Origin of the sequence: Alloprevotella sp. oral taxon 473 str. F0040 (genome assembly GCF_000318095.2) — a bacterium.
In the GTDB taxonomy this organism is placed as follows: Bacteria; Bacteroidota; Bacteroidia; order Bacteroidales; family Bacteroidaceae; genus Alloprevotella.
Genome location: NZ_KB290718.1, coordinates 146,807 through 173,783 on the forward strand (window position 1 = coordinate 146,807; position 26,977 = coordinate 173,783).

A 26,977-nucleotide genomic window follows, 5' to 3' on the forward strand; every position below is an offset into this window, starting at 1 on the left:
TTAATAGTCCCAGCCATCCTTCAATATATTCTCACTTTCCTTTTTGCTTCCTTTCTAAGCGTTTAAGAAGGTTATCTTATAATTCTGTCCTCCTTATTATATCTCCTTCCCATGACCACCCACACTCTTCCAGCCCAACGCATTGCAGCCCTCCGCACTGCAATGAAAGCTCACAACATTGACGTATATATAATCCCTACTTCCGATCCACACAATAACGAATATGTGGCAGATCGCTGGAAAGGGCGTGAGTGGCTAAGCGGATTCACTGGAAGTGCAGGTACCCTCATCGTAGCTCACGACAAAGCAGCCCTATGGACTGATTCGCGCTACTTCTTGCAAGCTGAGAAAGAACTTGTGGGCAGTGGCATCGAATTGATGCGTATGGGGGTAGCAGGTGTGCCTAGCGAGAATGATTGGATAAAAGAAGTGCTAGGCTATACTATAGACGAGGGTGGAAAGTTATCCTTTCAGCAAGGGAGTGTCACTCCTCACATTGGCTTCGATTTCATGAGTGTTTCATATATGCAACACGTGGAATATGCCTATGAACTCACAGATTTCATGGTCGATATAGACTTGCTCAATGAAATCTGGGAAGATCGTCCAGCACTTCCCTCTCACCCTATCTATATTCAACCGGAAGAATGGGTTGGAGAAACCTTGGAGTCAAAGATCACACGTTTGCGCTCGTTTATTGAGCTACACCATGCACACAACTATATCACCAATGATGCTTCTGAAATTGCATGGTTGCTCAATTTGCGTGGAGAGGACATTGCCTACAATCCAGTCTTCTTAGCCTATCTCATTGTTGGGCGCAACGATCTACACTTCTTCATCACCGAAGACCATCTGACTCCTTCAGTAAAGGACTATCTAAAACGTGCCAATGTTACTTATCATGCTTATGACGGAGTCATGGATTTCATCCAACAATCTGCACAACAAGAGGATAGTTTCTTATATGCTTTTACCATCAATGCTGCCTTTTCAGAACTATTCATTAATGAAGGGTGTGGAAATTGGATTCCAGAAGATGGAGTTTCTCCTATCACGACATGGCGCGCGCACAAGAATGAGGCAGAAATTGCGGGATTCCGACTTGCGATGCGCCACGATGGCGTAGCCCTAACGCGTTTTCGTCGAGAGCTAGACGATAAGATTGCAGACGGCAGCATCAATCAGGAGACAGAATGGAGCATCGCAGAACGATTGGAAGAGATTCGTGCGGAACATCCTGAATATCGCGGTCTGTCTTTTGCCACTATTGCCGGATATGCGGGTAATGGTGCCATCGTGCACTATGAAGCCACAGCCGAAGACCATGCCCAACTAGCCAATAGAAGTTTCTTACTCTTAGATAGTGGAGCACACTATGTGAGTGGCACCACCGACATCACGCGCACCATTCCTCTTGGAACTCTAACTGATGAGGAGAAAAAAGCCTATACCCTTGTACTCAAAGGCATGATTCAGCTCTCTATGGCGCATTTTCCAGTGGGAACCACAGGACTTGCCCTCGATTTTGCAGCTCGTCAAGCCATGTGGCGTGAGGGATACGATTTCGGTCACGGCACTGGTCATGGAGTCGGTAGCCACTTGTGCGTGCACGAAGGCCCTCATCAGATTCGCAAAGATCGACGTGCTGCAACAGAAGTGCCTTTCCGTGTTGGCATGACTGTGAGCAACGAACCTGGCATCTACGTAGCGAACAAATTTGGGGTGCGATTGGAAAATGTACTCGTAGCTGAACCTGCGCAAAAAACAACTTTTGGTGAGTTCCTAAAGTTTGAGACACTTACACTCTGCCCCTTTGATGTTTCGCCTATCATTGTAGAAATGCTGGACACATCAGAGCGCGAATGGCTCAATGCTTACCATACTATGGTACGTACAGAGTTGCTCCCACTGCTTTCTGACGAAAAAGATAAAGAATGGCTTATCAAGGCTACCACTAGACTATAAGCCGACGTAGATACATTGGGTTTGAAATGCACAAACGCACTTATCCGATGACAAAACCCTGATGCTCCCTTAAGGATATGCAACAAACAGACAACATAAATCCCACTTCTTCTCACGCATCTCGCGAGGAAAAGTGGGATTTCTTGCGTGGCATAGCCATCTATTTTGTTATACTCGGACACACCATTCAATGGGTGGATGCAGACTGGAAACACAACCCTCTTTTTGAAGGAATCTATTCCTTTCACATGCCGCTATTCATGTTCATATCAGGCTATTTTTTAAGGAATAACCTCCAAGAGATAGCATTTTGGAAATGGCAAAAACAAAAAACACGTCAACTTTTGATTCCCAGTCTGTTCAATAGTCTCATCTATTCTGCATTATTGCTCATCCCCATTTCATGGGGCATTAGTACACGACTAGCCCAATGGGATGCACAAGCCTTGTGGTATCTCAATGTCCTCTGGCTATTGCTCGTATTTGCTCGCATCGTTGCCTGCTTTCCCTTTCGTTTCTTACACATTTTGCTCTGGATGGGTGCCTACGCTTTCGTCTTCTTCTGGCACTACTATCCACTCAGCATGTATGCCAAATTCATGCTCCCCTTCTTTTTATTGGGACGCCTCTATCGTAAACTAACCCAACTTCCTCACCCTCTTCGACTTTTTCTCCTTGCAGCAGGCAGCCTACTGTGGTGGTTCGTCTTGCCCCTGTGGGACTTCTCACACTCCATCTACATGTTGCCTTATGCCCCTTCCAAACTCACCAACATGCTACACTATCTCATACTCTATGCCAATGGATTTGGAGGAATCTGCACCACACTTTTACTCATCGAAGGGAGTTATGCTCGTTTAGAACGATTCGCCTCCTTGCAACCTTTCGTAAAAAGCACGGCTTGGGTAGGCACAATCACCTTGCCTATTTACGTGGTGCAGACGCATTTTTTCGTAATACGTGAAGTAGTAAAGGGATTTTCTCGGAATTATCTGCTACAAATCGTGACAGCACTTTCACTCGTCCTCTTCTGTTGGGCTGTCTACCGAATCCTCAGTAAGGTACCCTTCCTCCGCCTTCTTCTCTTTGGAGAGAAAAATAGTCATTCTTGATAACTTGCGCGCACCTCGCTCGCAGCCTATATCAAACAACAGCCCTCTTCTGAAATAATTCAGAAGAGGGCTGTTGTCGTGTGCGCCTGATAGGACTCGAACCTACACGTATCGCTACACCAGATCCTAAGTCTGGCGCGTCTACCAATTTCGCCACAGGCGCGACTTTCTAGGTGCAAATTTACGTCAGATTCTGCAAAACTCAAAGAAAATCGAGCACTTTTTTTGTTCTTCGGCTGCAAATTGGTATTTTTGCATGAACAAGTTAGCTCAAATGATGCAAAATTTCTTTGCTTTCTCTCTACATGATACCGCCTTGCGGTGTTGCATTGCGGTCTTCCTCTCAATGGTAGGCCACAATTTGTATGCGCAACTTGCAGCCACTCCTACGGTCACTCCCCAAATGACATATACCAACACGGATGGACAGCAAGTGCAAGAAGCTAGCTACAATGGTGGTGCCCCACTTCGCGTAGTCTTTGAAGCCACACCTAAAGACCTCGGCAATTACACGCCGCTCTATGAATGGCAGTTTACGCGAGAGAACAGTGCAACGCCCTTTCTTACACGTTACGAACAAACCACGACCTATGATTTTATAGAAAGTGGCAACTTTCGTGTACGTCTACTTGTATCCTTTGTCTTAGGCAACGATACCATCAGCTACTCGCAAGACGATCCTTTCGTGCTCAACATCGCTGAGAGCAAACTGGAATTTCCCAATGCTTTCACGCCCAATGGCGATGGCATCAATGATATTTTCAAAGCCAAAGACGGACATCAAAGCATCGTCAGCTTTCAGGCTACCGTGGTAAACCGGTGGGGCAAGCAAATGGCGCGTTGGAATCATCCATCAGAAGGATGGGATGGAAAGTCAGGAGGCACAGATACCCCAGAAGGAGCCTATTATCTCAATGTTACAGCTCGCGGAGCAGATGGAAGGAATTATAATATTAAGAAGACCATCAACCTCTTGCGCCGCTACGATGCCATCGCGAAATAGCAAGTAATAATAGAGAGTTTTTCGCACCAACACCACACCACTTATTTTTCTTCTCACGAAACGACTAAGCACACAGACTTAAGCATGAACCTTACGCAGCACTCTCCCTCCCTCAATCCCTCTTCTACTCCTGCCGTTCCCACACTTGAGGACGGCAACATTGAGATATTGGGAGCACGTGTGCACAATCTTAAAAACATAGATGTCACTATTCCGCGCAACGCCTTGACGGTCATTACGGGATTGAGTGGTAGTGGCAAGTCTTCCTTAGCTTTTGACACACTATACGCTGAAGGACAACGCAGATATATTGAGACTTTTTCGGCCTACGCACGCAACTTTCTCGACAATCTCGAGCGACCCGACGTAGATAAAATCACAGGGTTATCCCCGGTAATCAGCATCGAGCAGAAGACCACCAACAAGAATCCGCGGTCTACAGTGGGCACTGTCACGGAGATCTACGACTTCCTCCGCCTGCTCTTTGCTCGAGCAGGCGATGCTTATTCCTATCTGAGTGGAGAAAAAATGGTGAAATACAACGAAGAACAGATTCTCGAACTCATACTCCAACAGTATGAGGGACGAAAAATCTATCTTCTTGCTCCGCTCGTCAAGCAGCGCAAAGGACACTACAAAGAGTTGTTTGAGTCCATCCGCAAGAAAGGTTTTCTCAATGTACGTGTTGATGGTGAACTGCGCACCGTTGAATCTGGTATGCGCGTGGATCGCTACAAGAATCACGACATCGAAGTGGTGATAGACCGCTTGAAGGTGCAAGCCAAAGACGAAGAACGATTGCAACAAAGCGTGCGTCAATCTTTGCAACAAGGCGAAGGACTAATGCTCATCCTCGATGCAGAGGACAACAGCATCCGCTATTTTTCTAAGCGGCTCATGTGTCCTTCCACAGGATTAGCGTATCGCGAACCCGCCCCACACAATTTTTCTTTCAACTCTGCACAAGGGGCTTGTCCCAAGTGCAAGGGTTTAGGTCAAGTGAACGTCATCGACTGGGAAAAAGTTTGCCCAGACACCTCACTCAGCATCAAGCAAGGCGCACTCGTTCCTCTAGGAAAAGCAAAGAACGCGATGATATTCTGGGCAATAGCTGCCCTTCTTGAGCAACATGATGCAACACTCAACACGCCCGTCAAAGAACTCTCGGAAGAAGTATTGGATGAAATTTTGAATGGCACGACCGAACGCTTACGCATTTCTAAGAAAATCACTGGCACTGCCGATGACATCTACACCGAATTTGGTGGGTTGGTGAAATACATCCAGCAGATGGCAGATGCGGAAATGTCTGCTGAATCACAACGCTGGGCTAAACAATTCTCGCGCACCGCAGAATGTCCCGAATGTCATGGCGCGCGCCTGAACCGCGAAGCCTTGTCTTACAAATTTGGCGACAAGACCATTGCCGAACTTTCTGCAATGGATGTGGCGCAACTCAAAGAATGGGCCGATGCCGTGTCCGTGAATCTGAGCGGAAAACAGCTTGCGATAGCCACGGAAATCCTCAAAGAGATTCGTACGCGACTATCTTTTCTCCTCGATGTCGGTTTGGACTATCTCTCCCTCTCACGCGCATCAATGACGCTCTCCGGTGGTGAAAGTCAACGTATTCGACTTGCCACACAGATAGGTTCGCAGTTGGTCAATGTGCTCTACATCCTCGACGAACCCTCCATCGGACTTCACCAACGCGACAACGTGCGCCTCATTCATTCGCTCCGACAACTCCGCGACACTGGTAACACGGTGGTGGTGGTAGAACACGACAAAGACATGATGCTCGCCGCGGACTATGTGGTGGACATCGGTCCACGAGCCGGTCGTAAAGGCGGCGAAGTGGTGTTTCAAGGCACACCTGCCGAGATGCTTCAAAGCAAAACACTCACCGCTGGCTATCTTAATGGCGACAACTTCATCTCGATACCCCAACGTCGCAAAGGCAACGGCAAACAGCTCCGACTCATTGGAGCGAAAGGCAACAACCTGCGCAATGTCACTGCCACCTTCCCGCTCGGCACATTGATTTGCGTATCGGGAGTGTCGGGATCGGGAAAATCTACTCTCATCAACGACACCCTGCAACCACTGCTTTCGCAACACATCTACCACTCTCTCCGCGAACCCTTGTCTTATGATAAAGTGGAAGGTCTGGAACACATCGACAAGGTGGTGGCAGTGGACCAAAGTCCGCTCGGCCGCACACCGCGCTCTAACCCTGCCACCTATACTGGCGTGTTCAACGACATTCGTGCCCTCTTCGTCAATCTTCCCGAAGCCAAGATACGTGCCTACAAACCAGGACGTTTCTCCTTCAATATCAAAGGTGGTCGCTGCGAAACCTGTCGCGGCAATGGCTACAAAACCATCGAGATGAACTTTCTCCCCGATGTGTATGTGCCTTGCGAAACCTGCCACGGCAAACGCTACAACCGCGAAACGCTCGAAGTGCGCTTCAAAGGCAAAAGCATCGCCGATGTGCTCGACATGACCATCAATCAGGCAGTGGAATTCTTTGAAAACGTGCCCAACATCTTGCATAAAATCAAAGTGTTGCAAGAAGTTGGACTCGGCTATCTGAAACTCGGTCAATCCTGCACCACCCTCTCGGGAGGAGAAAGCCAGCGCGTGAAACTGGCGACCGAACTCTCCAAGCGCGACACAGGAAACACAATCTATATCCTCGACGAACCTACCACAGGTCTGCATTTTGAGGACATCCGCGTGCTCATCGACGTACTCAACAAGCTGGTAGATAAAGGCAACACGGTGATTGTCATCGAGCACAACCTCGACGTGGTCAAAGTGGCAGACTATATCATCGACATGGGTCCCGAAGGCGGCCGCGGTGGTGGCTACATCGTCGCAGAAGGCACTCCCGAAGCTGTGGTGCAACAAGGTCAAGGACCTACCGCCCCCTTCCTCCAAGCGGAATTGGCAGCTGCGCAAAAGTAGTCAAAGCAAGGAAAGTCATGCAAAAGCCTGACAAACATCTGGCACACAAATTTCCTGCTACTCCCATAAAAAATCAATCCAATCATTTAATAATCCCCTAACTCCCTTACCATGTTTGAAGGACAACCCAAAGGGCTCTTCGCCCTTGCCCTCGCCAACACTGGCGAACGCTTCGGCTACTACACCATGCTAGCCGTTTTCGTGCTGTTCCTCCAAGAAAACTTTGGGTGGAGTGCTGGCCTTGCCGGTACCTACTACTCAACTTTCTTGATGTTCGTGTACTTCCTGCCATTCGTTGGCGGTATTCTCGCTGACAAGTTTGGCTACGGCAAAATGGTGAAGATCGGTATCAGCATCATGTTCCTTGGATACCTTCTTTTGGCTGTACCCCTCGGCAACGGTGGTGCTGCCGTTAGTGCCATCATTGGTGCGCTTGCGCTCATCAGCATCGGCACTGGCCTTTTCAAGGGAAACCTGCAAGTGATGGTCGGTGAGCTCTATGCCTCTCCCGAAATGGCAGGAAAGCGCGACTCGGCTTTCTCTCTCTTCTACATGGCCATTAACATTGGAGCACTCTTTGCGCCCACAGCGGCTGTAGAAATTATGAAGTACGCTCAAGGCCTCGGCTTCAACAAGGCAGATAGCTACCACTTCGCCTTTGCTGTTGCATGCGTTTCGCTCATCATCTCTATCTTGATCTACTTTGCCACTCGCAGCACCTTCCGTCATGTTGAAGGTGGACACACTGCAGTTCCTGCAAAGGACAATAGCGCCGCAGTCGCTGCAGAACCCGAATTGAGCAAGGAAGACACCAAAGCGCGCATCGTGGCTCTCTGCCTCGTCTTCGCAGTGGTTATCTTCTTCTGGATGGCCTTCCACCAAAATGGCTTGACACTTACCTACTTTGCTGCTGAATTTACTCAACAGTCTGCAACGGGCATTTCATCAATGCTTTTTGATGTCAAAAACCTCGTGATGGTTATCATCGCCATCTATGCTTCTTTTGCCGTAGTGCAAAGCAAAACTTCAAAGAGTCGCATCATAGCTACCGTTGTAACACTGCTCTGTGCAGCTGGTATCATCTACAATGGTATCACCACTGGCAACCACACTGTCGATGTGAGCGCACCCATTTTCCAACAATTCAACCCCTGCTTCGTTGTTGGTCTCACCCCCGTGAGCGTAGCTCTCTTTGGATGGTTGGCTGCCCGTAAAAAGGAACCTACAGCTCCACGCAAAATCGCCTATGGTATGATTGTGGCAGCCATTGGTTTCGGCATCATGATTTTCGGTTCTACTGGCATCAGTCCCTTAGAAAATCAAGTGACTGAAAAGTTCAACATCGATGAACAACTGAAGGCGCAGAAAGAAGCAAATGATAAAGAGTTCAAAGCCTTCACAGCCAAAGTAGAAGACAATTTCAAACAGCAGAAAGAGAAGATTGAAGCTGAAGTACAAAAGGTTCAGAAACAAGAAGAGCAAAGTAAAGTTTCAGCCTTGAGCACAGCAAGAGACCTAGAACAGAAGGCTGAAATCAAACTCAATTCGAACCTGACCAAAATCAAACAAGACGCTCTAAAGAACCTAGAAATTCAAAAGTTGCGCAACGAAGCTGATGCTCAAATCAAAGCCTACGAAGCATCTATGCAAGAAAAAAATCTTGTAGCTGACACAGAGGCTAAGGTGCAAAAAGCCAATGTAGAAGCCAAGATTGAAGCATCTGGTATGCGTGTTTCTCCCAACTGGCTCATCCTCACGTATCTCATCCTCACTTTTGCTGAGCTTCTCCTTTCACCTATGGGTATTTCCTTCGTATCGAAGGTGGCTCCTCCCAAGTACAAGGGTATGATGATGGGTGGTTGGTTCGTAGCAACAGCCATTGGTAACTTCCTCACGGTGATTCCTGCCCTCTTGTGGTGTAAGGTTCCCCTCGTGGTTGTATGGGGTGTGCTTGCTGCTCTCTGCCTACTCTCCTTCATCTTCATTTTCTCTCAAATGAAGAAGCTCGAAAAGGTGGCTTAATTCCTTATTTTGTTCAATCTTGTGCTTCTAGCGCAAGCAATTTTGGTCGCATTGAAATCTTATGGTTTCGGTGCGACCACTTTTTTAGGCGAAGCTTGTATCAAGATTGCCCCAATCAGCCCAAAACCACGCATATTCAGAAGATAAATCTTGGCAAGACTCAAGCCTATTCTTTGCAACGTCAAGCAAAATGTCCGTGCTTTTCAATAACTTCTCGGAGAATTTAGAAAAACTCTGCGAGATATTTTTATAACTCTCCGAGATATTATTAGGAAACTCCGAGATATATCGTCAGATATCCCATTGCAAGATATCTTCTCCTTTATAATCTCCATCCGATATCCTAAATACGCTTTTCAAATCTCTTATTGGCCGTTTGATAATACACAAATTCTTAATAAGCTGTTTGTATATCCCAACAAAAAATTATACCTTTGCGAAAATGTGCTATATGGCACTGTGGTTCCTAGTCTAGCTAATGTTGAGCCTTTTGTTTTGCTTGATTTAGCAACCAAGATGCGACACCTTCTTTGTGACGGCCCATGACTACATAAAACGAAGGGATAATAAACTAGCACCTATTCACTGAGCTGAAACATCGCTCAGCAGAACTATACGAAACATATCAAAACACCTCAATTCTATCATTTACACCTCCCACACACAAAATGGTGTGATGAATAACTTTTCTATATGACGAGATTATCAACCCTACGCCTTTTCAGCAAAACTAGCAAGACTTGTATATCATTTCATAAGCTTAGTCGCTCATTGTTCTGTTTTAACCTGTGGATTGTAGCAGCCTTCACACTTGCCATTACTAGCTGCAACACCATTAAGGACATCGCCTACCTACAAGAGATCCCCACCGACAGACCGATTACTCTGCAAGTGCCTCAAGACATTCGCCTAGAACCTGGTGATCAGCTAAGCATCAGTATTCATGGACGTGATCCGAAGGTTGTAGAAATTTACAACATGCCCAACATCTCCAATGCCACTGGAGGCTCTACCAAAGCAAGTTATACGGTAAATGCCAACGGACAAATTGATATGTTGCAATTTGGTTTAATCCACGTAGCAGGAATGACACGTGCTGAGCTAGCCAACCAGATTAAGTATCGTTTAGTATCGAGTGGTGTAGTACGCGACCCAGTAGTTGTAGTTGACTTTGCTACAATGACTTATTCAGTTTTAGGAGAAGTAACTTCCCCTGGTCGAAAAGCTATTGACCGAGACCACATGACAATTTTAGATGCATTAGCACAAGCCGGCGATTTAACCATCTATGGTCAGCGCAAAAATGTACTTGTCATGCGCAATGAGGAAGGAAAACAAACAGCTTATCGCATCGATCTAACCAATACAGAGAGTGTCTATTCTTCACCAGTGTTCAACCTAAAACAAAATGATATCATTTACGTTGAACCCAACACAAAGAAGGCCAACGAATCAGTTAATAATGCCAATACTCTCCGCACTCCAACCTTCTGGTTTTCCGCCATTACCTTTGCTACTACATTACTTCTGTATCTCAAGAAATAAGACTATCCGTTCATGCAACGCAATCCTTCAGACAACAACACCAACTCTTCGCTCAACCTAAAAGTACACTCAGACAGTGTGCTATTTATGGTACGCGATGGCTTTTATCTATGTTTAGCACACTGGAAATGGTTTGTTCTTTCGCTATTAGTGTGTTTGAGTTCTGCCACATACTATTTGCTACGCACTCCAAAGACGTATGTAGCTTCTGCTTCTATTCTTATCAAGCCCGACAGTAATAAAGGAAATACCCCTGATGAATTGCTGGCTCGTCGCATGAATGTAGAAAGTGGGCTGGATGCGCAGATGACTAATGAAATGCTGTCACTTAAAAGCGTAACCATCACACGTGCCGTAGCTGAACGCCTCAACCTGGATGTAGAATACACGCACAAAGGTATGTTTCACCCTAAGGTAATATATGGTTCAGAATTACCTGTAAAGACGGAGTTTCTCAATATCAGTGAGGAACAGACAGCCTCTCTCTCTCTAACCCTTATGGCAGATGGCCGTGTGCTACTCGAAAACTTTGTTCGTGATGGACAAAACCTTGGAGGAAGTGTTCTCTCACAAGTAGGTAAAAGATGCGCCACACCAATTGGTCTTTTAAAGCTCACTCCGACGAATGCCTACCGTAAAGGAATGACCGATGAATATGACATCAAACGCTCTTCCATTTCTACGACAGCTGCTATTGTTCGCTCACGTTTTGATGTTCAACTGAGTGATAAAGCCTCTACAATCATCGACATTCGCTACAGTGATGTAAACACTGCGCGTGCAAAAGATGCAATTGATATGCTTATCTCTGTGTATAATGAAAACTGGGTAAAGGATCGCAACCAGATTTCAGTGAGTACCAATGAGTTCATTAAGGAACGTCTATCGGTCATCCAGCGCGAACTGGGCAATGTAGATCAAAACATAGCTGGCTATAAATCAGCCAACCTTTTGCCCGATGTTGAGCAATCTGGATCTATGGCAATGGCTCAGGCCAATGATGCAGAGATTAAAGCTCGTGAACTCTCCACTCAAACCTATATGACACGCCACGTGCGTGAATATCTCACTGATGGACGTCACGAAAACCAAGTATTACCTTCTAACTCTGGCATTAACAACCCATCCATTCAAGCGCAGATTAACGACTACAACAGCAAACTACTTGAACGTAATCGTCTCCTTGCCACTTCTTCTGCGCAAAACCCAGCCGTGATGGATTTGGAAACGCAACTTGGGTCTATTCGCCGTGGTATCATCCAATCTCTGGACAATGAGCTAGACATGCTCAAGACTCAACAACGCGCCACAGAAGCTAGTCATAGTGAGGCAACCAGCAGAATTTCTGCCAATCCTCGTCAAGCCTCTTACCTTCTTTCTGTAGAACGTCAACAGAAGGTGAAAGAGTCTCTATATATTTTCTTGCTCCAGAAGCGTGAAGAAAATGAACTCTCCCAAGCATTCACCGCTTACAATACGCAAATCATTGAGACCCCACATGTAACCGGCACCCCAGCCACTCCCGTGTCAAAAAAGATTCTTGGAATTGCTTTACTACTTGGTCTCGGTATTCCAGCAGCACTCATCTTTGCGCGTGAAGGTTTCAACACGACTGTACGAGGCCGTAAAGACCTTGAAGATATGAGTGTACCCTTGGTGGGAGAACTTCCCTTCAAAGGCAAGAAACGTCCTGTATGGCAACGTTGGCGCAAACAAACAATTGTAGCACAACCCAATATGGTGGTTGCCGATCAACAACGTGACATCATCAACGAGGCTTTCCGCACAGTACGTACGAAGCTAGAATTTAGCATGGGCTTTGACAATGGATGCAAAGTCATCATGGTAACCTCGATGAATCCAGGAAGTGGTAAGACATTCATCACCGCAAATCTATCTACAGCTTACGCTCTTAAGGGGAAGCGAGTTCTTGTGATGGATCTTGATTTACGCAAGGCTTCACTTTCACAGTACGTAGGCAATCCGCAAATTGGCCTCTCCAACTATCTATCAGGTCAAATCAATGACTGGCACAAGATTATCATACCTCTTGGACAAGTAGATTGCCTACCAAGTGGAGTTATCCCTCCAAATCCTGCTGAATTACTTTCCACAAGCCGTTTTCGTGATTTGATTGAAACTGTACGACAAGAGTATGACCTCATCTTCATCGACTGTCCTCCAGTTGAAATCGTTGCAGATGCTGAAATTATAAATCCTGTGGCAGATCTCACTCTCTTTGTAGTGCGCGCGGGACTAATGGAACGCTCATTCTTAAACGACATTGAACGCTGGTATCTCGACAAGAAATTCCACAACCTCACCCTCTTACTCAATGGTACGACGGATGCATTAGGGCGTTATGGCTATCACAAATATGGTTATGGCTATGGCGGATATGGATATGGTGGATACGGCTACGGGAAATAACCATAGCCTATCCCAGGATACATCAGAACAAAATCCTTATTGATGCATGATTTTGGGAAAAACATTCATGGGAGATTTCTCATTGAGAAATAGCACTAGTGACATCGTAGTAATAACCTTTATCCTTTTCATCTAATGATTACAAAAACTATCCATTTCTTTTGGTGCAGTGAAGGAGACTTTCCACCATTAGTACAACAATGCATAGCCTCATGGAAAAAACATTGTCCAGATTATAAGATTCGTCATTGGACAATGGCTGATGCTAGAGCCATTGATAATGTATTTCTTCAAGAAGCACTTGACCATAAAAAATGGGCTTTTGCAGCAGACTTCATACGCTTCTATGCAGTCTATCATGAAGGTGGCATCTACTTAGACACGGATGTGGAACTCTATCAATCACTAGACCCACTACTTCATCATGATGCCTTTATTGGGAGAGAGCGTTCCATCCACTATGAAGGTTGGAGAATTGGAACCAATTGCTTTTTAACTTCACACGCTTTTGGTGCGATTCCCCATCATCCTTTCTTTAAGCTTTGTTTGAGCTACTATGATGATCGGCATTTTGTCTTAACTAGTGCAAAGCATCTTCCTGCTACACTTAAGTATGATCAAACGATATTACCTTATATCCTATCAGAGATAGCTCGGCAGTTTGGTTACAATCCCAGTGCTCTAGCAGGCAAGACCATACAGACACTGCAAATCCAGGCAAACGATGCTATTTCACAGAGTACTCTCATCGTTTTTCCTAATACCTATTTCGATGCAATAAAAAGCACTCTAAATAGTTTTGGACACCATCATGCGCTCGGCAGTTGGCGTGACTACTACGGAGACAGATTCTCCTATACACTCTCCTACAAAATTAAATGGAGATTACTAGCTCCACTCAAGTGGTTAATCGAAAAATTCTTCGATGCTAACGTCGTGCAGTTGATATAACATTTTACTCATATATTATAATGGCAACAACTGATAAACATAACAATGAGATTCCTCTCGTTAGTATCGTTGTCCCCATATACAATTCAGCCTCCTACCTTCCTCGATGTCTTGATAGCATCTTGAAACAAACATATACAAACTGGGAATGCATTTTAATTAATGACGGCAGTACAGATAATAGTTCTGAGATTGCTCAGAATTATGTTGCAAGAGATAGTCGTTTTAGTCTATATTCTCAGGAGAATCGTGGTCTTTCGGCTGCTCGCAATTTGGGATTAGACCACGCAAAAGGTAAATGGCTTGCTTGTGTAGACAGTGATGATGAGTTACTACCCGAATACCTTGCAGTGCTCTGCGAAACGGGTGAAAAGAACAACGCAGACTTGGTAAATGGAAGCAGACAAACGGTTCATGAGAATGGACCTAGAATTCCTTTCATTATAGAAGCCATTGTCTGCCACACGAAAGATGCACAGCTAGAGTATTTGCACCATGACCATCTGGTCACCATTGTTAAACTCTTCCGAATGGATATCATTCGAGACAATAAACTCCGCTTTAACACTAACATACGCTGGGCGGAGGATATCATTTTTGTTTTAGAGTTTTATCTTCACACCCAATGCTACGCTGCATGCTCACAACCCAACTACTTGTATCACATAAGAAATGATGATAAAAGCCACCTCCACAAACAGTTTTTTGGGCTGCAAGAAGAATTGGCTTTATGGAATACCCTTGTTCCTCTTTGCGAAAAGTTTATTAGCAAGTACCCTCTACTTGCCCATAAACTACCCTATACATTCGGGTTGGCAAGATTTTTGGATAGGCTTTTTAAAACCATTGAACAACAGAAAAAAACAGCCTTTGAACGCTACAAACTGTATCGGCTTATCAATCTCCCTGTTAGGCTAGTATATCCGGAGAGTAAAGCCCAAACCCTTCGCTATTGGTTATTATACAAGAAACAATATTTCCTTTTTGCACTCAGTCGAATATGGTTAAATAGAGATCAATGAAAACTATAACTACTGAAAAACACCACGCAACCTGCTCCGTACTTATTAGTATTGTCATGCCAACTTATAATAGGGCACACTATATTACTCGGTGCATTGAAAGTATCTTAACTCAAAGCTATACCAACTGGGAACTATGGGTTATAGATGATGGGAGCACAGATGAAACCTCGCAAATCGTCCAAGACTATATCTCAAAAGATGAGCGTATCCATCTGTATGCACAAGAAAACCAAGGCCCATCTACCTCTCGAAAAATTGGCATACGATTATCAAAAGGGGCCTGCATCACCTTTGTTGACTCTGACGACTACATTGAACCTCATTATCTCGAGCATTTATTAGAGCCACTAAAAATCTTCCCCAATTTAGAATGTATCAAGGGAGGCTACTGTCGACACGAAAAAGGCAGAACAACCATAATCAGGGCATTAGAAATTAGTAATTATCTTCCGTCTGAGGCGATAGCGCAGCCATTCCATGCTAGGCCAATTTGGAGTATGCTTTGGAGTACATCATTCTTGAAAAGCCATCTAGATGCAATCCCAGACAATATAAATCTGGCCGAAGATGTTATCATGACTCTTCTAATGTACCCACATTTGAAGAATGTGTGCTTTTCTCCTCATGCAGATTATCATTATATTGTTCATGGAAATAATATATCATATAACCCTTACCCAGTAAAACAACTCCTCAATGTTTCTTCGGCTTTAATTACAGCAGCTAAACACCCATATTGGCACAATTCAGTACTAGTTTTCTCACTACAATTTTCCATGATAGCAAAAACTCTCAAAGAAATTGTAAGAACTAGAGGAACAACAAATCAAAAAATAGCCTTATTGAAACAACTCCCAGCCCCAATGCTAGTGTACCGTTTTTTTAAACGACGCGTCGGCTTCGGCTCTTTTTTGTATACATGGCTTTTAAAGCATAGATTATACAAGACACTTCTATTCATTGCGAATTATCGTTTATGTTGATGTTGGATTTATACATTCAAAGACCGACCTCTATATAGCGTAGTAAAGAACTAGGCTGAATCCTTGTAACAACATAGACACGACTAGATAGAAATAGCATCTCGTAAGTTTATCAATAACTATCAGAGCATATATATATATGACAGAAACTAGATTAAATAATCAAGAATTTAATGCGCGCCGCGCTTCAAAAAATGCTGCTCTTCTCATCTTTCGCTCTGTTATCACTGTTATCATTGGATTAATAACTTCACGTATTATTTTTAATGCTCTAGGAATAGAAGATTATGGTATTAATGTCGTAGTTGCAGGTATTCTTCCTGCTTTCACTTTCGTTGGAGGCATTTTGGCCACAGCCACTTCACGTTTCCTCACTTTTGAGATTGGAAGAGGAAACAAACAACTCATCCGAGAGACATTCACAGCGACATTTTATGCTCATTTAGCGTTAGCCGTTATTCTAGTATGCATCTGTGAGTTTGGAGGAGTCTATTTGCTTCATCATAAGCTAAACATCCCTGAGATAAGAGAAGAGGCCGCTATGATAGCTCTACAATGTGCTATTGTTGGGGTATTCTTTAATATTACTCAGGCACCATACAATGCTATTCTTATAGCAAGAGAGCAATTTAAGATTTATGCCTATGTGTCATTGATAAGTGCATTATATGGTCTATTATCTGCTTTACTCGTCAAGTATACAACCTTTGACAAACTTATAATCTACGTCATACTAGGGTTTACCAACAGTGTCGGCAGCACCCTATTCTTACGCTACTATTGTTTACGCCATTATCAAGAAGCGCGCATTTATCGTCGCAGTCGTTTGACGATTCTAAAGCCAATTTTAGTGTATACAGCATGGGAGCTTTTCGGTAATTCCTGTTTGGCAATTTACAATCAATCACGCAACTATTTGGTGAATGTCTTCTTTGGAGTTACCTACAATAGCTCAACAAGTGTAGCTACTACTGTTTCAGGGTCTATCAATGGATTTACAAGCCCCATACAATCTGCATTTTCTCCCTCCATTACCAAGCAATATGCTCAAGGCAATCTAAAGGAGATGCAAAGAGCAATGAAAACAACACTACGATTTAGCCTGATAGTATATGCAATGATTGCTATTCCCTTAGCATTTAACGCAGAATTACTATTTCAATTGTGGTTAAATTCAGTTCCGATTGCTGCTCCTGACGTCCTGCGCTGGATTTTATTAGCGAGTTTTTTCGGACTTATGACTAGCCCTCTAGGGCTAGCTATCCATGCAACTGGAAGAATGCAGTTAATTTCTATTATAGGAGGCATCTATGTACTTGCCCAGTTTTTTATTATCTTTGCGCTATATAGTTACTATCACAACTACCTACACGCATTTATGGTAATCGCTATGGGCAACTTTATTGAAGTTTTTCAGCGCGCCGCTATTCTCAAGAAACAACTCCCACAATTGCCATTACGGCCCTTATTTGTGGTAAATGCTAAAGTGATATCTCTTGTACTCTTTGCTTCTATTTTCCCCTTTATCCTCAAGGACTATATCACAAATCCTATACTCTATTTAGTCATAACAACATTGCTTTACATCACCATACTAGGTAGCACTGCCTTTTTGCTTCTTTTAGAGCAACACGAACGTGATATCATACGGCAGTATGTTTTACAGTTCAGTGTAAAAATACGTGGTTCTCAAAAATAGATATGGCTATCTCAAATCATCCTTGAATATAGAAAATCGTCTCTTTTATGATACAAACTCATTATATAGCCTATGCCTGCAATGAACCTTATGCGCAATACGTTGCCGTGAGTTTGAAATCATTGTGTGATAGTCAACCTTGCCATACCAATGTCTCGTGGGAAATCCACATACTCACTGACGGACTCTCTAAGAAATCAAAACAACAACTTGAAGCTGTTTCCTCATTGCGCAATGACTTTAAGCTAACAATACATACGATTCAAGCAGAGAGATTAAAGGGACTTCCGATAGAACGATTCACACACATCACGTACTTTCGTTTCTTCATAGCTGATGTTATCCCTCATGCTAATCGTGTATTCTATATTGACACAGACTGTTTGGTACTAGATGATTTAAGCGGTTTGTTCAATACACCCTTAGACAAAACAATCGGAGTTGTCACTAAACCAACTGATGAGGATAATAAACGACGGTTAGGGCTATCAGAGAAGAATAATTATTTCATTGCAGCTCCGATACTCATAAATATTCCCCTATGGAATGAGAGAAACTATACTCAACGATTGATTCAGTGGTGTCACGACCACAAGCATATTTTACGATATCCCGATCAGGATGCTCTGAACGTAGTACTACAAGATGATTTGGTCCAACTACCTATGCGCTATAATGTTGCTCCATTTTTTCTAAGTTATCAATTATTTAAGACTAGTGCTTTACTACCACAAATCAGAGACTGCCTTTTCTCTCCTGCCATTGTTCACTTTGCTTCTGGTGCTCCTTGGTATCAAGATGAAGTACAACATCCCTTTGCTCACTTGTGGCACGCGACAAATGAGACTCTAGATAAACCAGCTAAAATCACTTATCGCTGTAAAGGGTGGTTAAGATTAAAACACCAAATCAAATTTTGGCTGTTTCCTGCAAGCCGCCCTAAAGCTCCATCCTTGCAAGAACTACAAGAAAAATTCCTTGAAAGCACTTGTACTAGCCCCCAACAAAGATTAGACACAAGCATAGAACCATAGATATTTATGGACTTTTCTATTTCGGAGGAAATAAAAAATAACTGAGACTTTTGCAGCGATAATCTTCATGTAGCTTGTAGCTCCTCTAAACAGCGCAATAGAGGGACTTACAAGAATCATCAAAATCACCTACCTATATCCAATTAACTCTAACCACAGATACAGAATTATAGGTAGTCCAACACTCACACTAAACTAGCACTCTATGACTACTTATCACATAGCCTTTGCTGCAAATACTGCTTACGTACCATATGCTCTGGTTACGATTCATAGTATTATGGCACATCAGCCTAAGCAAGCAGACGAATCCTATTGTTTCCATTTAATTACAGAAAAGGGAACAAACCATAGGAAAGACGTTCGAGAGTTTTTGGGCACGTATAAGAATGCCCAACTGGTAACCCACCTCATTGATCCCCTAAAATATAAGAAGTTTGATCATCCCGTTTTCACCCTATGGACGAACATTCGTGCGGAACTCCCCAACTTGCTACCGAATGTTGATAGAGTTTTGTATCTAGACACAGACACTTTGGTCGTTGGAGACATACGCCCTCTTTTTAAAATGAACCTTGAAGGTAAATCCTTGGCAATGGTGGAAGAAGCATTCCTTCGCAATAGGACAGATAGGAGTATTCCATCCTACTTGACATTGCCTATATTTAATGCGGGAGTAATGCTTATGGATTTGTCACAACTGCGTGCAGAACAGTTTACAGAATCATTTTGGAACTTCTTGGAAACTAATTATGACACACTTGCTCTTCCCGATCAGAACGTTATCAATATCCTATATAAGGACCGTATCCATCCATTACCCCAGGCCTATAATGTAAATTCAGTCTTTCTATGTAGACAAGAACCATACATACCTCAATATAAAGAGGAGCTGCAACAGTGTTTATGGTCACCAATCATCATTCACTACGCACGTACAGCCCCATGGTTCATTGATGGGCAAAAACATCCTTTTCACCAACTTTGGATTGATTTTAATCATTCTCTCAAGTATCCAGCACCACTCACCTATGAGGCCAAAGGAAAGATTCTACGTTTCAAAGTTTGGCTCAAAATGTGGCTAATGCCTAGCTGCAAGCCACTCCCCATTTCAATCGACTTGCTAAAAGAGCGATGGTCTTCTATCCCTGATGCCTAACCCTGATATGAATTCTCTTTCTGTAATCATCCCTCTGTATAATGTGGCCCCTTATCTTGAGACCACTTTAGACAGTATTGCCCGACAGACACTTCGAGATTTTGAGGTGATTCTGGTGGACGATGGGAGCACTGACGGCACACACAAAATAGCAGAGCATTATTGCCTACAACATCCGACATGGCAACTCATCTCACAACAGTGTCAAGGAGTAAGCGTGGCCAGAAACGTTGGAACCCTCCAAGCTAAAGGTGACTATGTGGTATATGTAGATGGAGATGATTGGTTAATGCCCCAGACTTTACAGACTCTTCTCTACATCGCGACACAAGCACAAGCAGATTTAGTGCAATGTGGGTTTTTCTATGCGTATGATACTCATCTACTTTACGATAGTCGTAGACAACACCCTAGTGGAGAAAAACAATACTTCAACACTGAAAACGCATTGATAGCCCTATGTCGACAACAACCTCTGCTTAACAATTTTCTTTGGGCAAAGCTCATTCGTAGAGACATCGCTCTAGACTGCCCCAATCCTCCTGGAAAAGTGGCACAAGATGCCTTTGTAATGCACGAAATTGTTTCGCGATGCAAGAAACTCGTAACGACTCCACAACCGTTGTGGTATTACCGTCAGCGTAGTACCGGACTTTCAGGTCATTTCTCGGTAAAACGGAAAGACTTACTTGAGGCTTATGAAGTTCGTATCAAATTTTGCCAACAGACTCATCGAGAACATTTGCTAAAAGAGGTTGTTCCAGAATATATTCATCAGATTTTTCTACATCGAGCAGCAGCCAGACGCAGCCAAGATAAAGCTACTGCTTTGGTCTTTGAACAATATGCTCAAGAAGCAAGAAAACACTACGCCTCACTCTTTAAGACATACGCTCCATATATTTGGCTAAAATCACAAATTAAGCACTTATCTCTCATCAATTTTGCCCTTCGTGCGAAGCAAAGATTATCACCTAATCCTATGCTTCGGTATTCATATTCTGAGGTTATTGAAATATGCGCATTTTCATCGCCATCCACTACCTAGAAATAGGAGGAGTAGAAACGAGCCTAATCAATCTACTTCAAGCACTCGATCCTGAACGTGTCGAGGTGGACTTGTTTGTGTATGATCCACGTGGAGAGATGATGGAGTTTATCCCCAATAGGGTAAATCTGCTCAAAGCCCCTAAAGCTTACAACTATATCGAACGCCCAATCAAAGAAGTTCTTCTTGCTGGACAATTCAAGATAGCTTTAGCAAGACTGAAAGCAAAATGGGAGATGCAACAATACACAAGAGTTAAGCATCCAAAAGATTCTAGTGCCATTTTTGGATATATCGGCAAATGTATCACTCCTATTTTGCCCTCACTATATTACCTTGGAGAATATGATTTAGCTATATCTTACCTCATGCCTCATAATATAGTGAAGGAAAAAGTGAATGCACGCAAAAAAATTGCATGGATTCATACGGACTATAGTACTATTGATGTTAATGCAGATCTGGAACTCCCCATTTGGGATAGTTACAACCACATCATCAGTATTTCAGACCACGTGAGCAAAACTTTTAGTACCGTTTTTCCGAGTCTCAGACCTAAATTGCTACGCATAGACAATCTACTGACCTCTGATTTTGTAAGACAACGTGCCCAAGGAGAGAGACCTATAGATATGTCTCTCTATAAGGATGCTATTCATTTACTCACTATAGGTCGATACTCTTACCAAAAAAACATCGAAAGTATCGCACTTCTATGCCGTTTACTTCGAGAGCAGGGATTGAATATCCACTGGTTTGTCATTGGTTATGGAGACGACACGCTGATTCAAAATGCACTCTCGCTAGAGCAGATGGAAGGTTATGTCCATTTATTAGGAAAACGTACTAATCCATACCCCTACATAGCTCATTGCGACTGGTACATCCAACCTTCTCGCTATGAAGGTAAATCAATTGCTGTGACTGAAGCGCAGATTCTTGGCAAACCAGTCATTGTCACAGCCTATCCTACTGCCGCCTCTCAAATAAAACAAGGCAAAGACGGCCTCATCGTGCCTATGGATTCTCCTGAAGTCACGGCCAAGGCTATGGCAAAAGCTCTGCGCGACACTCCGCTTCGAGAACATATATTTACTTATCTTCAAGCTAACGATTATGGCAATGCCGAAGAAGTGGAGAAAATTTATCATCTTGTTAGTGATCTTCATCGGTAAAGAAAAGAATTTCGTAGATATACATTTTATCTCTAAGAGAACCCCTCTCAAAAATAAGAAGCTATGAGTGAAAAAACAACAAGAAATATCAGTTTTGACCTTCTTCGCATCTTGGCTTGTCTAATGGTTCTCACTATGCATGCTCAGCCTACAGTTTCTAACCCTAATGGAATTGTATTATCTGTATCAAGCTATGCCACTGCTCCATGTATAGGATTATTCTTTATGATTTCAGGTGCATTAAGACTGTCTCGTCCCATTTCCAGTTATAGACAATTCTTTGTTGGCATCATACATAAAATCATCTATCCTGTACTTTTATGGAATCTACTATATGGAATCATAAGCACCATTACACTAGAAAAGTCCTGGTTGGAATGGAGTACTTATCACTTTCTATTTGAGTTGAACAATCCTACATTATGGTTTATATTCCCTCTACTAGGTCTTTACCTCTTAACTCCAATTTTACAATCATGGGTACACTCAAGCAATAGAATACACCAACAATACTACTTAATCCTATGGGGAATCACCCTATGCCTACCATGGTTTAAGGACTATATTCCAATAGAAGAGGGACCTCGTAGCGCATTCTACTATTTTTCTGGCTATATAGGATATTTCCTTTTAGGCTATTATATCCACCATTATTCTGCGGATCTTACGAGATACTCACTAATAGCTATTTTTCTGGCATGGTTAATACCCACTATTATCAAAGTAACAAATATCCAGATTAATTTCTATGAGACTTTTTGGTATCTTTCCATTTTTGTAGCTTTCCAGTGCATCTTTTGGATGCAATTAGCCAACCATTCTACTATAGTAAAAAAAATGATGCAATATCAACCTATTGTACAACGACTTTCACAGCTTACTTTTGGGGTTTACTTAGTACATTGGCTGTTTATTGTATTTATCCGTTCCTATCTCTCCGTCCACACGACAGGCACTCCTTTCATCTTCGTATATTTAGGAGCGACTATTTTCAGTCTTATCGGTAGTTTCCTTCTCTCATATTTACTCTCTAAGTTCAGAAGGCTACGATTTATCATAGGTCTATAAAGTTATAGCCCTTTTGTCACACTTGTCTACAAGATACCCTAACATGATTCCACATATCATACATTATTGTTGGTTTGGTGGTCGTCCACTGCCCAAGTCTGCTCTACGATGCATCGCATCATGGAAAAAATGGTTACCAGGCTACGAGATTCGAGAATGGAACGAAGATAATTTTGATGTAAATGCTCATCCTTACACTCGTGAGGCTTATGCTGCTGGAAAATTTGCCTATGTCAGTGACTTCGCTCGTTACAAGATACTAGAAGAATATGGTGGACTCTACTTTGATACGGATGTTGAAGTAATCGCTTCATTGGACGATTTATTAGAGAAAGGAGCTTTTATGGGCATGGAGAAAGCCTTTCCCCCTACGGTGAGTTCTGGTTTGGTGATGGCAGTAGAACCAAAGCATCCGATTATTCAAGAGATGCTCATTTACTACGACAATCAAACGACTCTATCAAAGGAATCAATGCTAAAAGCGGGGTTGGTGGTACGTGGCATGACTGAAATATTCATACACCATGGTTTCATTCCTGAGGATTGCTATCAGGAAGTTGCTCTAATATCAATTTATCCCTCTGAATACTTTGATCCAATGGATAATGCCACAGGACGTGTTACCCTTACCCCCAACACGCGTACTATTCATCATTATGACCGTACATGGAGTAACCAAAGTGCTTTCTACATTTGGTTGTCAAGGCTATGGCACCGTACATGGCTATATCATTTACTCCAATCCTCTAAAGTTTAACTTTCACCGAGTCTACAATGGACGCTTCGCTTTATCATCCGCTATTCTTTGGCCTTTTCTGTCTGTGGGGAGCAATTCTCGCGTTATCATACCGAGCATCATACAAGTCCGCGTTCTTACAAAAAAAAGAATCTTTATTGTGGGGGTGGATTTTCACCGTTATTGTGGCCATTTGGCTAGGATTGCGCCCCATCAGTGCAAGGTATTTCGGAGACATGGCCTCTTATGCTAGGATATATAATAGTCTAAGTAGCGAACACATCGGGTTTGATTTGGAAACAGAATGGCTATGGAATAGCCTAGGGGCTATATGCCACTTATTAAATTTCAGCACACAGATGTATTTTGTAGTTGTCGCATTGCTCTACACCTTATGTGCTTTTGCCGCCCTTCGCATTCTCATCCCAAAGAAACCGCTAACGTCTTTAGTCTTAATCTGCGGCTCGCTCATGTTTTTCTCATTTGCAACCAATGGTCTGCGTAATGGTCTAGCATGCCATATCTCCATGTTGGCTTTTGCATTGTTTTTGAAGGATAAAAAAATCAGTGGGGTTCTTTTAGCCTTCCTGGCCTATGGTGTACACCATAGTGTCGGCATTCCAATTGCAGCCTTTGTGGCCAGTCTCTTCATCTACAGACGTCCACATTGGGCATTATACATTTGGTTACTTTCCATCATAGCATCATTGTTCTTAGGCAATAGTGTCACTGGTTTCATAGAGCAACTGAGCTTTGACGATCGTTTGTCACAGTATACATCCTTAGAACAAGGAGGCCTTGGTACTACATTTTCTCGCTATGGTTTTCGCTGGGACTTCTTGCTCTATAGTGCAATGCCTATAGCCTTGGGTTATTACACTATCATTAAGAGAAGAATTACCGATAATTGGTATTCAGTATTCTTCTCGACCTACTGCCTAGCTAACGCTTTTTGGGTGATTTTCATCCGAGCTGCGTTTTCCAATCGCTTTGCTTATCTCTCTTGGTTTCTTTATCCTGTGATGATAGCCTATCCTTTATTCATTCTTAATATTTGGCCTAACCAAGATAAGAACATTGGGCTAATAATAATGCTCTATGTTGGTTTTACGGCCTTTATGCAATTCATATATTGGTAGCAGTCTTTTAATTATATTCTTCGATTATGGCCTCACCTTTTCTCACAGTCTTCACTCCAACCTACAACCGCGCTCACCTCATCGTTCGCGTGTATGAAAGTCTTTGCCAACAAACTTGCCAAGACTTCGAATGGTTGGTTATTGATGACGGTTCTACAGACAACACGCGTGAAGTCATAGCACAGTACATAGCAGAACACCGCATCGCTATCCGCTACATCTGGAAAGAGAATGGGGGATTGTATACAGGGTATAACACAGCTTATACCAACATCACCTCTCCGCTCAATGTTTGCATCGATAGTGATGACTTTATGCCAGAGAATGCCGTAGAGCTTATCCTTCAAACCTGGAATGAACGTGGAGGAGAACAATATGCAGGTATCATAGGGTTAGACTTTTATGCTGACAAGAAACAACCCATAGGCGGGTACTTCCCTAAAGACTTAAACGAGGTCTATCTTCATGATTTATATTTATATCGCATTCACCTAGGTGATGCAAAACAAGTCATGCGAACCGATTTGATGAGTCACATCGCTCCACAAATAGGTTTTCCCAACGAGAAAGACTTTAATCCTATATACATGTTGCTTCAAGTTTGTGACACCCTCCCTCTCCTTGTCATCAATGAAAACCTTTGTTGGGTAGACTACCAAAAAACAGGTATGGCAGCCGATATATTCAAACAATATGTTCGCTCTCCTCATAGTCTTATTAAAATGAGAAAGATGGAGATGAATCTTCAGCGCAATACGTTTTGCAACCTTCTTAGACTTAATATACACTATGTTTCTAGCTGTCTTATTGCCTGCAATAAGCATTGGTTGAAGGATTCTCCCAAACCCCTACTTTCCCTTCTGATGGCTCCATTCGGTTTTATACTTTATCTCTTCATTTTATGGAAAAATCGCCACTAACCTACTCTATAGCCATTCGCACATTGGGGACTGGTGGAGAAAAATATCGCATACTCCTAGAAAGTATCTCCACACAAACCCTTGTTCCTGAACGAGTAGTGGTGTATATTGCTGAAGGATACGACATCCCCAACTACAGAATAGGCAAAGAAGAATATGTAGTTGTCCCCAAGGGAATGGCTAAGCAGCGCATTCTTCCTTATCAAGAAATCTCTAGCGATTGTATATTACTATTGGATGATGATTTAAAATTAAATCCACAAGTAGCTAAAACTATGCTAGAGGCACTGCAGAAGCATAACATGGATTGTGTAGGATGTGATATCTACCGCAATCAGAATATGTCGCTATCAGAAAAGATACGCGCGATTCTTGTTAACGGTGTTTTTCCTCGTGTCAATGATTCTCATGCTTTTATCGTTCAGCCCACAGGATCCTTTAGCTACAATAATAAACCGCAGCCTAGCATCTATGAATCTGAAAGTTGTGCAGGGGCAGCTGCAATGTGGAAAAGGAAGACTTTTCTCAAATTGCATTTGGAAGATGAACTATGGTTAGACGACCTTGGATTCCCATATGGAGAAGATTTCGTTCAATTTTATAAGCTTGTGGTCAATGGATACAAATTAGGTATTCACTATGGTGTAGACATCGAACACATGGATGGCAAAACTTCAAGTGCTCGATATAAACAACAATCCAATCGCTTGCAACTCCGCACTAAGGCACAATTCATCATCTGGTGGAGATGCTTCTGGCAAACAGACCGCTTCTCAAAGTCGACAATGCTTTTGCGATTTTCGCTTAAAATGGTTTATCAATTTCTGCTCATACTGGTGGCTGTCCCTTTCTTGAGAAGGTGGGATTTTCCTGCGCAGGTGATAAAAGGACTGAGAGAGGGCTGGCAATTTGTACATACTCCTGAATTTATCGCGCTCCGTCCTTATCAGTTTAAGAAATCTTCTTAGCTATAACTCCAAAATTCGT

The 26,977-nt window shown here is 43.0% G+C and carries 20 protein-coding genes and 1 tRNA gene; 20 read left to right on the forward strand and 1 reads right to left on the reverse strand.

Annotation, left to right across the window (positions count from 1 at the left end; genetic code table 11):
- The first annotated feature begins 111 nt into the window (after positions 1-111).
- Both HMPREF9999_RS08990 and HMPREF9999_RS08995 read left to right on the forward strand, forming a co-directional pair.
- Positions 112-1,968 (forward strand): aminopeptidase P family protein, encoded by a 1,857-nt coding sequence (locus tag HMPREF9999_RS08990; protein WP_009752424.1) that lies wholly within the window; start codon positions 112-114, stop codon positions 1,966-1,968.
- Between the two features lie 77 nt (positions 1,969-2,045).
- Positions 2,046-3,080, forward strand: coding sequence for an acyltransferase family protein (locus HMPREF9999_RS08995; RefSeq protein WP_009752425.1), 1,035 nt, complete (start codon positions 2,046-2,048; stop codon positions 3,078-3,080).
- A gap of 81 nt (positions 3,081-3,161) precedes the next feature.
- On the opposite strand, the gene HMPREF9999_RS09000 is transcribed toward HMPREF9999_RS08995, so the two are convergent.
- Positions 3,162-3,243 (reverse strand) — tRNA-Leu (locus tag HMPREF9999_RS09000).
- A gap of 93 nt (positions 3,244-3,336) precedes the next feature.
- Here HMPREF9999_RS09000 and HMPREF9999_RS09005 point away from each other — a divergent pair.
- The 18 genes from HMPREF9999_RS09005 (at position 3,337) to HMPREF9999_RS09090 (ending at position 26,958) form a co-directional block, all read left to right on the forward strand.
- Positions 3,337-4,083: a T9SS type B sorting domain-containing protein gene (locus HMPREF9999_RS09005; protein WP_009752426.1), complete on the forward strand. Its 747-nt coding sequence runs from the start codon at positions 3,337-3,339 to the stop codon at positions 4,081-4,083.
- Positions 4,084-4,167: 84 nt separating this feature from the next.
- Positions 4,168-7,056 (forward strand): excinuclease ABC subunit UvrA, encoded by a 2,889-nt coding sequence (gene uvrA, locus HMPREF9999_RS09010; RefSeq protein WP_009752427.1) that lies wholly within the window; start codon positions 4,168-4,170, stop codon positions 7,054-7,056.
- Between the two features lie 111 nt (positions 7,057-7,167).
- Positions 7,168-9,078, forward strand: coding sequence for an MFS transporter (locus HMPREF9999_RS10800; protein ID WP_009752428.1), 1,911 nt, complete (start codon positions 7,168-7,170; stop codon positions 9,076-9,078).
- A gap of 693 nt (positions 9,079-9,771) precedes the next feature.
- Complete coding sequence (locus HMPREF9999_RS09020; RefSeq protein ID WP_083475848.1) at positions 9,772-10,623, forward strand: polysaccharide biosynthesis/export family protein; 852 nt, start codon at positions 9,772-9,774, stop codon at positions 10,621-10,623.
- Between the two features lie 12 nt (positions 10,624-10,635).
- On the forward strand, positions 10,636-13,053 hold the full coding sequence (locus tag HMPREF9999_RS09025) for a polysaccharide biosynthesis tyrosine autokinase (protein ID WP_052316507.1): 2,418 nt from the start codon (positions 10,636-10,638) through the stop codon (positions 13,051-13,053).
- A gap of 135 nt (positions 13,054-13,188) precedes the next feature.
- Positions 13,189-14,004 (forward strand): glycosyltransferase family 32 protein, encoded by an 816-nt coding sequence (locus HMPREF9999_RS10060; RefSeq protein ID WP_083475849.1) that lies wholly within the window; start codon positions 13,189-13,191, stop codon positions 14,002-14,004.
- A 20-nt stretch (positions 14,005-14,024) separates the two neighbouring features.
- On the forward strand, positions 14,025-15,026 hold the full coding sequence (locus HMPREF9999_RS09035) for a glycosyltransferase family 2 protein (protein ID WP_009752432.1): 1,002 nt from the start codon (positions 14,025-14,027) through the stop codon (positions 15,024-15,026).
- A complete protein-coding gene (locus HMPREF9999_RS10065) occupies positions 15,023-16,012 on the forward strand; it encodes a glycosyltransferase family 2 protein (protein ID WP_009752433.1) in 990 nt (329 codons plus the stop codon). Before HMPREF9999_RS09035 ends, HMPREF9999_RS10065 begins: the two co-directional genes overlap by 4 nt.
- 139 nt (positions 16,013-16,151) lie before the next feature.
- Positions 16,152-17,711 (forward strand): lipopolysaccharide biosynthesis protein, encoded by a 1,560-nt coding sequence (locus HMPREF9999_RS09045; protein ID WP_009752434.1) that lies wholly within the window; start codon positions 16,152-16,154, stop codon positions 17,709-17,711.
- 47 nt (positions 17,712-17,758) lie between these two features.
- Entirely contained in the window at positions 17,759-18,745 is a 987-nt protein-coding gene (locus HMPREF9999_RS09050; protein WP_009752435.1) for a glycosyltransferase family 8 protein, read from the forward strand.
- A gap of 205 nt (positions 18,746-18,950) precedes the next feature.
- A complete protein-coding gene (locus HMPREF9999_RS09055) occupies positions 18,951-19,904 on the forward strand; it encodes a glycosyltransferase family 8 protein (RefSeq protein ID WP_009752437.1) in 954 nt (317 codons plus the stop codon).
- Between the two features lie 7 nt (positions 19,905-19,911).
- Positions 19,912-20,952, forward strand: coding sequence for a glycosyltransferase family 2 protein (locus tag HMPREF9999_RS10070; protein ID WP_198144641.1), 1,041 nt, complete (start codon positions 19,912-19,914; stop codon positions 20,950-20,952).
- Positions 20,922-22,127 carry a glycosyltransferase gene (locus HMPREF9999_RS09065; RefSeq protein ID WP_009752439.1) on the forward strand — a complete coding sequence of 402 codons (1,206 nt, stop codon included), beginning with the start codon at positions 20,922-20,924 and terminating at the stop codon, positions 22,125-22,127. Before HMPREF9999_RS10070 ends, HMPREF9999_RS09065 begins: the two co-directional genes overlap by 31 nt.
- Before the next feature lie 63 nt (positions 22,128-22,190).
- Positions 22,191-23,195, forward strand: a complete 1,005-nt coding sequence (locus HMPREF9999_RS10940) for an acyltransferase (protein WP_009752440.1) — start codon at positions 22,191-22,193, stop codon at positions 23,193-23,195.
- Positions 23,196-23,238: 43 nt separating this feature from the next.
- Complete coding sequence (locus tag HMPREF9999_RS09075) at positions 23,239-23,952, forward strand: glycosyltransferase family 32 protein (RefSeq protein ID WP_009752441.1); 714 nt, start codon at positions 23,239-23,241, stop codon at positions 23,950-23,952.
- A 17-nt stretch (positions 23,953-23,969) separates the two neighbouring features.
- Positions 23,970-25,070, forward strand: a complete 1,101-nt coding sequence (locus tag HMPREF9999_RS09080) for an EpsG family protein (protein WP_009752442.1) — start codon at positions 23,970-23,972, stop codon at positions 25,068-25,070.
- A gap of 26 nt (positions 25,071-25,096) precedes the next feature.
- Positions 25,097-25,990 (forward strand): glycosyltransferase family 2 protein, encoded by an 894-nt coding sequence (locus HMPREF9999_RS09085; RefSeq protein ID WP_009752443.1) that lies wholly within the window; start codon positions 25,097-25,099, stop codon positions 25,988-25,990.
- Complete coding sequence (locus HMPREF9999_RS09090) at positions 25,972-26,958, forward strand: glycosyltransferase (RefSeq protein WP_009752444.1); 987 nt, start codon at positions 25,972-25,974, stop codon at positions 26,956-26,958. Before HMPREF9999_RS09085 ends, HMPREF9999_RS09090 begins: the two co-directional genes overlap by 19 nt.
- Positions 26,959-26,977: the final 19 nt, after the last annotated feature.